At 63.1% G+C, this 10,710-nt stretch carries 11 protein-coding genes; 8 read left to right on the top strand and 3 right to left on the bottom strand.

Annotation, left to right across the window (positions count from 1 at the left end; all coding sequences use genetic code 11):
- Nucleotides 1–36: 36 nt before the first annotated feature.
- The 6 genes from RW095_RS28850 (at nucleotide 37) to RW095_RS28825 (ending at nucleotide 7,521) form a co-directional block, all read left to right on the top strand.
- A complete protein-coding gene (locus tag RW095_RS28850) occupies nucleotides 37–1,641 on the top strand; it encodes an amino acid adenylation domain-containing protein (RefSeq protein WP_317022166.1) in 1,605 nt (534 codons plus the stop codon).
- A gap of 67 nt (nucleotides 1,642–1,708) precedes the next feature.
- A complete protein-coding gene (locus RW095_RS28845; protein ID WP_317022165.1) occupies nucleotides 1,709–1,969 on the top strand; it encodes an acyl carrier protein in 261 nt (86 codons plus the stop codon).
- Between the two features lie 31 nt (nucleotides 1,970–2,000).
- Nucleotides 2,001–3,866 carry an alpha/beta fold hydrolase gene (locus tag RW095_RS28840; RefSeq protein ID WP_317022164.1) on the top strand — a complete coding sequence of 622 codons (1,866 nt, stop codon included), beginning with the start codon at nucleotides 2,001–2,003 and terminating at the stop codon, nucleotides 3,864–3,866.
- 242 nt (nucleotides 3,867–4,108) lie between these two features.
- Nucleotides 4,109–5,680, top strand: a complete 1,572-nt coding sequence (gene ilvA / locus RW095_RS28835) for a threonine ammonia-lyase, biosynthetic (protein ID WP_317022163.1) — start codon at nucleotides 4,109–4,111, stop codon at nucleotides 5,678–5,680.
- Between the two features lie 254 nt (nucleotides 5,681–5,934).
- Nucleotides 5,935–7,113: a 4-hydroxybenzoate 3-monooxygenase gene (locus tag RW095_RS28830; RefSeq protein WP_317022162.1), complete on the top strand. Its 1,179-nt coding sequence runs from the start codon at nucleotides 5,935–5,937 to the stop codon at nucleotides 7,111–7,113.
- A gap of 156 nt (nucleotides 7,114–7,269) precedes the next feature.
- On the top strand, nucleotides 7,270–7,521 hold the full coding sequence (locus RW095_RS28825) for a hypothetical protein (RefSeq protein ID WP_317022161.1): 252 nt from the start codon (nucleotides 7,270–7,272) through the stop codon (nucleotides 7,519–7,521).
- Nucleotides 7,522–7,655: 134 nt separating this feature from the next.
- Here RW095_RS28825 and RW095_RS28820 read toward each other — a convergent pair whose 3' ends face one another.
- The 3 genes from RW095_RS28820 to RW095_RS28810 all read right to left on the bottom strand — a co-directional run bounded on the left by RW095_RS28820 (nucleotide 7,656) and on the right by RW095_RS28810 (nucleotide 8,583).
- A complete protein-coding gene (locus RW095_RS28820; protein WP_128590921.1) occupies nucleotides 7,656–7,925 on the bottom strand; it encodes a hypothetical protein in 270 nt (89 codons plus the stop codon).
- 83 nt (nucleotides 7,926–8,008) lie between these two features.
- Complete coding sequence (locus RW095_RS28815) at nucleotides 8,009–8,407, bottom strand: hypothetical protein (protein WP_317022160.1); 399 nt, start codon at nucleotides 8,405–8,407, stop codon at nucleotides 8,009–8,011.
- Nucleotides 8,408–8,460: 53 nt separating this feature from the next.
- Nucleotides 8,461–8,583, bottom strand: a complete 123-nt coding sequence (locus RW095_RS28810) for a hypothetical protein (protein ID WP_317022159.1) — start codon at nucleotides 8,581–8,583, stop codon at nucleotides 8,461–8,463.
- A 476-nt stretch (nucleotides 8,584–9,059) separates the two neighbouring features.
- On the opposite strand from RW095_RS28810, the gene RW095_RS28805 reads away from it, so the two are divergent.
- Both RW095_RS28805 and RW095_RS28800 read left to right on the top strand, forming a co-directional pair.
- On the top strand, nucleotides 9,060–9,614 hold the full coding sequence (locus RW095_RS28805) for a cytochrome b (protein ID WP_317022158.1): 555 nt from the start codon (nucleotides 9,060–9,062) through the stop codon (nucleotides 9,612–9,614).
- Between the two features lie 232 nt (nucleotides 9,615–9,846).
- A complete protein-coding gene (locus RW095_RS28800) occupies nucleotides 9,847–10,662 on the top strand; it encodes a Crp/Fnr family transcriptional regulator (RefSeq protein WP_317022157.1) in 816 nt (271 codons plus the stop codon).
- The last annotated feature ends 48 nt before the right edge of the window (nucleotides 10,663–10,710 follow it).

Below are 10,710 nucleotides of genomic sequence, written 5' to 3'. Positions count from 1 at the left end.
GCGGCGCAGCCGTGCATGTGCAACGCGAGGCCGTGAATGCTGGATTCCTTTTTCTTCGACACTGCCGCGAGCGAGCCCGAGCGGCCCGCGTTATGGGTCGATGAACACTTGTATTGCTATGGCGAACTCGCTTCGCGTGCGAGCCGTATAGCGGCGGGACTGACATCCGCGATGCCCGCCGGCGGCGCTCGCCGCTGTCTGCTTTTCGCACACCGCAGCGTGGCCGCCTATGCGGGCTTGCTCGGCATCATGAAGGCGGGCTTCGCCTACGTGCCGCTCAATCCGACGCTGCCCGCCGCCCGTATCGCGGCGGCCGTCGAGCAGTCGAAGGCGCCCGTGCTGCTGGTCGACCGCCGCTGCACGGCTTTGCTCGACGATGTGCTCATGCTGATAGACGAGTGCCCGAAGATCTTTTTCATCGACGATGAAAAAGATCTCAGCGGCATGGACGACTCCCCGGCACATCGCCGCGTGGCGGATCTGCCGCGACTGCCGGGCGCATTGGCCGTCGCGCCGCCACACGCCGCTCAACGCGCGCTGCACGATCACGCCTATGTGCTCTTCACGTCGGGGTCCACCGGCGCGCCGAAAGGCGTGGCGATCTCGCATGCGAACGCCTGCGCATACGTCACGGCGCAACTTCAGTTGCTGGGCCGGCTGCCTGATGCACGCTACGCGCAATTTTGCGAGCTGTCCTTCGATCCTTCGGTGCACGACATGTTCGTGTGCTGGGCGAACGGCGCTTGCCTGTACGTGCCGAAAACGACCGAGCCGATCTACAACGCGGCTTTCATTCGCGAACATGCGATCACGCATTGGAACAGCGTGCCCTCAGTGGCCGCCTTCATGCAGCAGTTTCGCAAGCTCCCGCCCAACGAATTCGAGAGCCTGCGCGTGACGTGCTTCGGCGGCGAACCGCTGCCCGTTTCGCTCGCGCAGGCGTGGCAGAAGGCGGCGCCGAAGAGCCGCATTTTCAACCTCTATGGACCGACGGAAACAACCGTCGCGTGCTCCGCTTTCGAAGTCACGCCGCAATTTCTCGCTGATGCAACGCACGCCGTCATGCCGCTTGGACAAGCCGTGCCCGGCATGGAACTGCTGATCGTCGATGCAACCCTGCAGCCGGTCGCTCAAGGCGAGAGCGGGGAATTGCTGATCGGCGGGCCGCAGGTCGCGGCAGGCTACCTGCGCGCGGACGAACCGAACAATCGCCGGTTCGTTACGAGGCGCTACGCGGGCTTGCGTTCATCGCATTGGTACAGAAGCGGCGACGCCGCACGCGAGGTGCCGCGAGACGGCATCGTCTTTCAAGGCCGTCTCGATACGCAAGTGAAGATTCGCGGCAACCGCATCGAGATCGAGGAAGTCGAGCACGTGGTTCAGACCAGCAGCCGCGCCGCGCTTTGCGCGGTGATCGCATGGCCGGTCGATGAAGCGGGTCGCGCGCATGGCTTGCTTGCGTTCGTGACGCGCACGCGGATCGACGCCGCGCAGATTCTGCAGGCGTGCCGTCAGCGCCTGCCGGCCTACGCGGTGCCGCAGCGAGTCATCGCGCTCGATGCAATGCCGCTGAACGCTAACGGGAAGATCGACAGAAGGGCGCTCGCGGCTCAGTGTGCGAGCGGCAATGCGCTCACCTGACGGCCAGAGCATCCGCGACGGCGACATTCGAGCGCCGCGCGAGAAATTAACGCATCCGGGGAAATCAATGAAACATCATGTGCGCCGCATCCTTGAGGAGACCGCCTGCCTCGATGTCGCTGTCGAAACGCTAGGCGATAACGACGACCTGTACGCCGCCGGTTTGTCGTCGCTAGGCACGGTGCGAGTGATGCTGGCCGTGGAGGAGGCGTTCGCGGTCGAGATTCCGGGCGCGCTGATCACCCACGACATGTTCGCGAGCATCGCCGCGCTTGCCGGCGTGATCGCGCAACTCGTGCCGGAGGAGTCGATTGCAACGCGAAGCTGAGGCTGTGCTCCGGCAATCTATCGCAACGGTCATGGCCACGATGAAACCTGTTGCGTTCAACGGCTGTTCTGGATGGCTGCATGGGCCGGCCGCTTTGCGAGCCGAAATGGCCGTGGTGCTGTGCAATCCGTTCGGCTATGAAGCGCTTTCCGCGTATCGCGGCTGGCGTGAACTCGCGGACGTGCTCGCCGCGCGCGGCGTCGTCGTATTGCGCTTCGACTATCCCGGCACGGGCGACTCGGGCGGCAACGAGGAAGACCCGCTGCGCTGGCGCGCATGGATCGACAGCATCAAGGCCGCGGTTGGGTTTCTGCGTGCGGAAACCGGCGTCGAGCGCGTCACGTTGTGCGGTCTGCGCGTTGGCGCCACACTCGCCGCACTCGCTGCGCAAGAGCTGGGCGACGTCGACAACCTCATACTGTTGATGCCCGTGATTTCCGGCAAGGCGTATATACGTGAACTGGAGCTTCAGCAGCATACGTGGCTCGCCGCGCAGACCGCGCTTGGATTGCACCTCGATGCAGAGCCGCCGCACACTGTCGGCGCGCATGGTTTCAGGCTCTATCCGGACACGCTCGAGCTGCTTGCAAAAGTCGATCTCGAACGGGTTGCGGAGTGTGGCGCTCCGTGCAGCAGTCCGGGCGCCGAGCCTCCCGCGCGCCGTGTGCTGTTGCAGGATCTGGCGGACAGCGCCCGGCTGAAGCGGCTCGCCGCTCGTTACGAGTCGCTCGGCGCGCAAGCGGAGGTGCAGTTCCTCAGCGAATACAGCAAGTTTCTGCTCAATCCGAGCTACAGCGAGCCGCCTCGCCGTGCGTTCGATAGCGTGCTGGAATGGCTCGGCGCCGGCACTGCGCCAGTGTCGCTTCCGACGGTAGAAGTGCTGAACGCCGCGGCATCGGCGAGTATCGCTTTTGCGCACGGGCGCGAGACGCCGGTCGTGTTCGGCGGCTACGTAGGTGTGCTGTGCGAACCGCGGCGCGCACTCGACGCAGCACCCGCTGTTCTGTTCGTCAACACGGGCGGTGTGCACCGGGTCGGCGACAGCCGCTTCACCGTGCTAATGGCGCGGCGGCTCGCGGCACAGGGCATCGCATCGCTTCGCATGGATCTGAGCGGTCTCGGCGACAGCCTGCGCCGCGACGCAACGCTTACGCTCGACGCGCTCTATTCGACGTACTCGATCGACGATGCCTGCGCGGGCGTCGACTGGTTGACCGCCGCCGGTTATCCGAAGGTCGTCATGGCCGGCGTCTGCAGCGGTGCTTATGTGAGCCTGCATACCGCGCTCGCGCATGCCGCCGTAGCCGGTTGCGCGTGCATCAATCTGCCGTTTTTCAAATGGGGCGGCGCGCGCGTGCGGCCGGGCGCGCAGTATGTCGCGCCGAGCGAGGTGTATCGGCGGGCGATGCGCAATCCGCGCAAATGGCTGCGTTTGCTGAGCGGCCAGGCCAATGCTCGCGCGATCACCGTCGAGCTCGCGCGGCGATTGTCGGCGCGCGTCGCCGCGCGCGCAGGCACCGTGCTTGAAAAGCTGCTCGGCGAGCGCACGCCCGGCAGCGACATTCGCAGACTCGTGCTCGAACTGGAGCGCAAAGGCGTGCAAACCGCGCTGCTTTACGGAACCTTGGACGAAGGCCTCGACGAACTCGACATTCATTTTGGCCCTGACGGCAATCGGTTGCGCAAGCTGAAGAATATTTCGGTGAAGAAGATAGGCAAGGTCGATCACGCGCTCTTCTCACGCTGCGCGCGCGAAGTGATGATGGCGCAGCTAGAAGCGTTTTTGCGCGAGCGCATACTCGGCGCGCGCGCCGGATCCGTAGCCGTTGCAGGCGGACCGCGCGTTCCTCAGCGGGAAGCAAAACCGCAGCGGAAGCTGAAACCGCAGCGGCCATGAGAGGTCGCGGCTCACGGCACCGGCATTGACAAACCACGACAAGTCAACGAAGATCGGCCACATGAACTGCCTCGACATCCGTATTGCGCTGATTATTAGCATCATTCATCGAATGGTGGGTTAGCGCGCGTCTGATAGCAGTCACACATAACCCGCCCCATGAGGCGGGTTTTTTTATGTCCGCTTGCTCCCGCCTCCTGGTCACTTTTCGATGCTACGTCCTCGCCGCACAGGAGCTTGCCTTGCCGTCACACGAACTCGAACAGGTCGCCGAAACTGCTCACAGCGTCGCGCTTCGACACGACTACCTGAAGAAAACCCTCACCGCGCGCGTCTACGACGTAGCCCGCGAGACCGAACTCGAACGCGCGCCGCAACTGTCGGCGCGCCTGCGCAATCCGGTCTATCTGAAGCGCGAGGACAACCAGCCGGTGTTCTCGTTCAAGGTGCGCGGCGCGTACAACAAGATGGCGCATATTCCCGCCGAGGCGCTCACGCGCGGCGTGATCACCGCGTCGGCGGGCAATCATGCGCAGGGCGTGGCGCTGTCCGCGGCACGCATGGGCGTGAAGGCGATCATCGTCGTGCCGGTCACCACGCCGCAGGTCAAGGTCGACGCGGTGCGCGCGCATGGCGGCCCGACCGTCGAGGTCGTGCAGTTCGGCGAATCGTATAGCGATGCATACGGTCACGCGGTGCAACTGCAGCAAGAGCGCGGGCTGACCTTCGTGCATCCGTTCGACGATCCGTATGTGATCGCCGGGCAAGGCACGGTTGCAATGGAAATCCTCAGCCAGCATCAGGGCCCGATTCACGCGATCTTCGTGCCGATCGGCGGCGGCGGACTCGCGGCGGGTGTCGCGGCGTACGTGAAATCGGTGCGTCCCGAGATCAAGGTGATCGGCGTGCAGACCGACGATTCGTGCGCGATGGCGGCATCGCTGAAAGCCGGCGAGCGCGTCACGTTAAACGAAGTCGGCCTGTTCTCCGACGGCACCGCGGTGAAGCTCGTCGGCGAAGAAACCTTCCGCCTGTGCAGCGAATATCTGGACGACGTGCTGCTCGTGAACACCGACGCGCTGTGCGCCGCGATCAAGGACGTCTTTCAGGACACGCGCAGCGTGCTCGAACCGGCGGGGTCGCTCGCGGTGGCGGGCGCAAAACAGTATGCGGAGCGCGAAGGCATCGAGAACCAGACGCTGATCGCGATCACGTCGGGCGCGAACATGAACTTCGACCGCATGCGTTTCGTGGCCGAGCGCGCGGAAGTGGGCGAGGCGCGCGAGGCGGTGTTCGCGGTGACGATTCCCGAAGAGCGCGGCAGCTTCAAGCGCTTTTGCGAACTGGTCGGCACGCGCAGCGTCACCGAATTCAATTACCGGATCGCGCAGGCCGAGTCCGCGCATATTTTCGTCGGCGTGCAGATCAGGAACCGCAGCGAATCGGCGCAGCTCGCGGGCGCCTTCGAGGCGCATAATTTTGCCACCGTCGATCTGACGTTCGATGAACTCTCGAAGCAGCACATCCGTTACATGGTCGGCGGCCGCTCGCCGCTCGCGCACGACGAACGCCTGTTCCGCTTCGAGTTTCCCGAGCGGCCGGGCGCGCTGATGAAGTTTCTATCGTCGATGGCGCCTGACTGGAACATCAGCCTCTTTCACTACCGGAATCAGGGCGCGGACTACAGTTCGATTCTCGTCGGCATTCAGGTGCCGGAGACGGACAACGCGGAGTTCAAGCGCTTTCTCGCCACACTCGGTTATCCGCATTGGGAAGAGACGCACAATCCGGTGTATCGGCTGTTTCTTGCCTGAACTTTGCGACTGAAATCGCGCTCGGGGTTTACCTTGAGTGCCTTTCCGGCGCTCGATGCAGCCGAATGACGAATGGCCGCGTTGCAAGTGCCGTCAGCAGGGCGTCGCGTGGCATCGGCGCCTTTCAGTAGCGCTTGAGACGCAGGTGCGTTATCTCAAAACTGGATAGAGCGTATCTCGCATATCGCGTTGCGCGATAGCAGGGCCGATCGTCAAACTGGGCGCAAATCAAACTTGCACTCAGGAGACACATCATGCGCACCCAGGTTGGCATCATCGGTGCAGGGCCCGCGGGCCTGCTTCTTTCCCATCTTCTTCATCTGCGCGGTATCGAGTCGGTCGTGCTCGAGACGCGCACGCGTGAACAGATCGAATCGACGATCCGTGCCGGCGTGCTCGAGCAGGGCACGATGGATCTTCTCACTGAAGCCGGCGTCGGCGAGCGCATGAAGGCGGAAGGCGCGCTGCATCATGGCTTCGAGCTGGCGTTCGAAGGCAAGCGTCGGCGGATCGATCTGACCGGACTGACCGGCCATTCGATCACTGTCTACGCTCAGCACGAGGTGATCAAGGATCTCGTCGCGGCGCGCGTCGCTGCGGGCGGTGCGTTGCGCTTCGGCGTAACGGAAACGTCGCTGCACGACATCGATACCGACAGGCCGTCGATCCGCTATCGTCACGAAGGCGAAGCGTGCGAGTTGCAATGCGACTTCGTGATCGGCTGCGACGGTTCGCAAGGCGTGTCGCGCGCGGCGATTCCGCAGGCATTGCGACGCGACTTCGAACGCGTCTACCCGTTTGGATGGTTCGGTATCCTGTGTGAAGGACCGCCGTCGTCGGACGAACTCATTTACGCGCGCCACGACCGCGGCTTTGCATTGATCAGCACGCGCTCGGCCAACGTTCAGCGCATGTATTTCCAGTGCGACCCGAAGGACTCCGTCGACAACTGGTCGGACGATCGCATCTGGGCCGAGCTGCACGCTCGCGTGGATTCGCACGACGGCCAGCACGTGGTGGACGGCAAGATCTTCCAGAAGAACATCGTGGGCATGCGCAGCTTCGTATCGGCCACGATGCAGCACGGCCGGCTCTTTCTCGCGGGCGACGCCGCGCATATCGTGCCGCCGACCGGAGCGAAAGGAATGAACCTTGCCGTCGCCGATGTGCGTCTGCTCACGAAAGCGTTGAACGCGTTCTATGTCGAGAGCCGCACGGACCTGCTCGACGGCTATAGCGAAACGGCGCTCAAGCGCATCTGGCGTGCGGAGCATTTCTCGTACTGGATGACGAGCATGATGCACCGTATCGAAGGCGCGTCGCCGTTCGAGCGGCAGCTTCAGGTGGCGGAACTCGAATACGTGACTACATCTCGCTCGGCGGCCACCGTCATGGCGGAGAACTACGTCGGCGTGGCTGTGCCGCAGGAGTGAGCGCGGCAAAACCGCTTCCGATTGTCGGCGCAACAGCAACAGTGAATTCAGGATTAGCGGATTTATCCCGTACCGCCACGCGCCTACACTGCCTTCGTCGCTGCGAGCAAATCCCGTTTGCAGCATACGCAGAAGACATGACCGGAGGTGGTCAAAATGAAATCGCTCATTCAGGCTGTTGCAATTGCTGCGGCGCTTGGCGCGCCGATCACTTCGTTCGCGCAGCCGTCTGCGCAGGCCGCGACGCAGGACACGCAGGCCGTGCAAACGCAGGCCGCCGGTCAGCAGGGTTTCGCGCGAGTCGATAACAGCGGCTATGGTTCAGGCAGCCACGGCACCGGGCAAGCGGGCCGCGGCGGTGACGTCACGTTCAGTTCGTACTCGCCGCCGGTCTACAACGCACGATAAGTGGCTGATAAGCGGTTGCGGAAAAGGCTTTGAAATTAGGGGCTTTGAAACGAAGCCCGCGACCGTAGTTTTACAAGAGAATCTTGTGAGACGCCGATCAAAAGGCGCGCGACGCATCATGCGTCGCGCGCCTTTTACTTCTGCGAGGCATTTCCCTGCGGCGAGCGCAACAAGGTCATCTCGTTGCGTAGCAGCGCGAGCAGATCGTCGTCGGTCGGACGCGTGCCCCAATGCCGCGCGCCGGCCACCGAAGCAATCGCGGTCCACGAGTGCGGTGGAAACCATTCGCGAACGAGCGTGCCGTCCTGGCGCAAACACAATTGGCCGGTCTGTTCGCTGTATTCCGCGCAGACGACCATGCCGTCTACCTGCGCGGTGACTCGCCGTGGATCAGTGCGTAGCAAACTGTCGCTCCTGCAAAGTGCTGACGCGCAAGCAAACGCCGGGCGGCGCGATGTTCATCGACAATAGCGCCGCGCGGCAAGCGTCAATGATCGCCGCCGTGGCCGTGCCATTCACGATGGCCGTTGCCGTGCCATTCATCGTGGCCGCGGCCGTTGCCGTGACCGCGCCAGTCGCCGTGCGGACCGCGCGCGTCACGCCATTCACGTTCGCGATGACGTTCTTCCCACTCGCGCCGCTCCCAATAGCGGTGGCCGTCGTAGTAACGCTCGCCATACCAGCCCGGGCTCACGACAACAACCGGTGGCGGCGGCGCATACACGGGCGGCGGAGGCGGCGCATAGACGGGCTCGGGCGCATACGCGACACCCGGCACGCCGATGTTCACGCCGACGTCGACGTGAGCGAGCGCGGCGCTCGACACGCCGACACCAAGACCCGCGGCGATTGCAATGGACAGCAAGCGGTTTCGTGTTTGATTCATGTGGGGTTCCCGCGTTTTTATGATTGAGCGTGGACGGTCTGCGTAAGCCTCGATCAGTAACGATCGTGGTAACGATAATGGTCGTGATAACCGCCGCCGTCGGGGAGCACGATGCAACCGCTCAGCGCGGTGCCGAGCGTTACCGCCAGCATGGCCAGCGCGAAAATTCGTTTCATGACATTGCTCCTTTTCCTGTTGATCCGAACTCTACTGAGAGGTGGCATTACCGTTGTGTTCGTGTGTAACAGGACGTGTCGATTGCAATGCGCGAAAGCATTGCACGGTACGTGGGCGGGCGAGGGCGGGTAAGGACAGCGGAGTTGGTTGCGAGGTGGTGCTCGCGACAGGCAAGCCGTTGAGCCTGCTGCGAAAACGCCGAGTCATTGCGGACTCAACCAGTTGCGGCGCGTTGAAGCTTCGGTGCTGCGGACACCGGCGAGCGGCCACGAAGACAAGGAGCCGCACGTATGCCTCGCGGATACATTCGGTTGCAGACTGGCGCTTCGTGTCGAGCCTCTGGCGACATTCACTCCTGCCGGAAGTGGCGCGCGGCGAGACGTCAGCTTTTCTTAAGATTCGCGCCGTAGCATACTGGCTCCCAAGCGGCCGCGACACGCGGCTTCCAATGACGCTTTGACAACGGCCACCTCCCATGAACATGCAATCTATCGATACACGTTCGCACCTTTACGCGGCCGGCTATGATGGCGTCGCCAAATTCCTTCACTGGCTCGTGGTCGCGCTGATCACGGCGCAATTCGTGATCGGCTGGACCATGCCTGACATTCACAAGGGTACGCGGCCCGAAGGGCTGATCGCGTGGCATCTGGGAGTCGGCGCAACCCTCGTCGCAGCCGTGGTTCTCAGAATCGTCTGGCGACTCACGCACCGGCCCGGGCCCGCGCCCGTGTCGCGTTTCCTTCGCATCGTTTCGCATGTCACGCACGGTCTGCTGTACCTCGCGCTCGTCATCGTGCCCGTGCTGGGATGGGCGAATGCGTCGTCGCGCGGCTGGTCGGTGAAGCTCTTCGGTCTGCTGCCTTATCCGTCGATCTCGCCTGTCGGCTCGAGCGTCGGTCATGAAATGGGCGACATCCACGGTTATCTTGCCTGGGTGTTGCTGGCGCTGATCGGCTTGCATGTCGCTGGCGCGCTTTATCATCGCTTCGTTCTCAAGGATCAGGTCTTGCAGCGCATGTTGCCTTGAGCGAAAGCGTGCACGTGCGCATCGGCGCAGCCTCAGCGCTATTAATCTATTGCGCTGTGCCGATATGCCAACGATTTTTCCGTGATCGCGACGGCGCCTGGCGATCGCCGCCTCGTGCGTGATAAGCACATAAGAAACAAGTCTTTTACCCGCACGCTCAAGACTGGTTAGATCGGACATTGGCTGTACGCAGCCGAGCCGAATGCACCAACCGCCTTTTCGCGGACCAGTCATGAGCACACTTTCCGCAGCACGCAAGGCCGATTCTTCGGCGCATGCGCTCGCACGCGCGATGGCGCCGTCATTGCCGCAATCCGCTTCATCGCATCGCGAGAAGCACGCGCTCGACGCGGATCCGCGCCGGGCGATTCACGCCGCCTTCACCGCGAACGCCTGCCTGAAAAGCTGGCCGGCTCATGCAATCGACGCCTTGTACGACGCAGGCAAGCTGCGCACATGGGCGCCGGGCGAGCTGATCTTCGCACGCGATCAACGTTGTGACGACATTCAGGTCGTGCTTGGCGGCGCGATCGAAATGAGTTGGACCAATGCAGCCGGCGTGCGCGCAGTCGCTGTGTATATGTGGCCGAACGAGGTCATCAATTTCATTCCGGTACTCGACGGGCGCGGCTCGATGCACGACCAGCGCGCGCATGGTTCGACCACGCTCTTTCACATTCCCGCTGCCGCGTTATTCGAGTTGTTCACGCGCGAGCCCACGTTGTTGCGCAACGTGCTGGATCTCATCTGCTTGCGCAGCCGCGCGCTGCACGGGCGCATCGGCAAGACGGCGCTCGCGGGATTTCGCGCGCGCCTCGCGGACCAGTTGCTCGTGCTCGCGCAATGGCACGGCAGGGCGACCGCGCGAGGCGTCGAGCTCGCGATCAAGCTCACTCAGGAAGATCTCGCTGCGTTGCTCGCCGCGTCGCGGCAGAGGGTCAACAAGGAACTGCGCTGGCTCGTGGAACACGGCATCGTCGAGGTGCGTTATAGCCGCTTTACCGTGATCGATATGAAAGCGCTGCAGGAAGTGAGCGACGCGGTGTGAGCAACGCTACGACTCACGAGAACCTCGCGAGAACCTCGCGAGAACCTC

This window comes from Paraburkholderia kirstenboschensis, assembly GCF_032806925.1.
Classification (GTDB): Bacteria; Pseudomonadota; Gammaproteobacteria; order Burkholderiales; family Burkholderiaceae; genus Paraburkholderia; species Paraburkholderia kirstenboschensis.
The sequence above is the reverse complement of the archived record's forward strand: the minus strand, read 5'-3'. Positions and strand labels throughout refer to the sequence as shown.

Bases quoted from the DNA above. Each gene is read 5' to 3' on its own strand.
- RW095_RS28840 (WP_317022164.1), top strand. From the start codon at position 2,001: ATGGCCACGATGAAACCTGTTGCGTTCAACGGCTGTTCTGGATGGCTG.
- RW095_RS28810 (WP_317022159.1), bottom strand. From the start codon at position 8,583: ATGAAACGAATTTTCGCGCTGGCCATGCTGGCGGTAACGCTCGGCACC.
- RW095_RS28845 (WP_317022165.1), top strand. From the start codon at position 1,709: ATGAAACATCATGTGCGCCGCATCCTTGAGGAGACCGCCTGCCTCGAT.
- RW095_RS28805 (WP_317022158.1), top strand. From the start codon at position 9,060: ATGAACATGCAATCTATCGATACACGTTCGCACCTTTACGCGGCCGGC.
- RW095_RS28830 (WP_317022162.1), top strand. From the start codon at position 5,935: ATGCGCACCCAGGTTGGCATCATCGGTGCAGGGCCCGCGGGCCTGCTT.
- RW095_RS28815 (WP_317022160.1), bottom strand. From the start codon at position 8,407: ATGAATCAAACACGAAACCGCTTGCTGTCCATTGCAATCGCCGCGGGT.
- RW095_RS28825 (WP_317022161.1), top strand. From the start codon at position 7,270: ATGAAATCGCTCATTCAGGCTGTTGCAATTGCTGCGGCGCTTGGCGCG.
- RW095_RS28850 (WP_317022166.1), top strand. From the start codon at position 37: ATGCTGGATTCCTTTTTCTTCGACACTGCCGCGAGCGAGCCCGAGCGG.
- RW095_RS28800 (WP_317022157.1), top strand. From the start codon at position 9,847: ATGAGCACACTTTCCGCAGCACGCAAGGCCGATTCTTCGGCGCATGCG.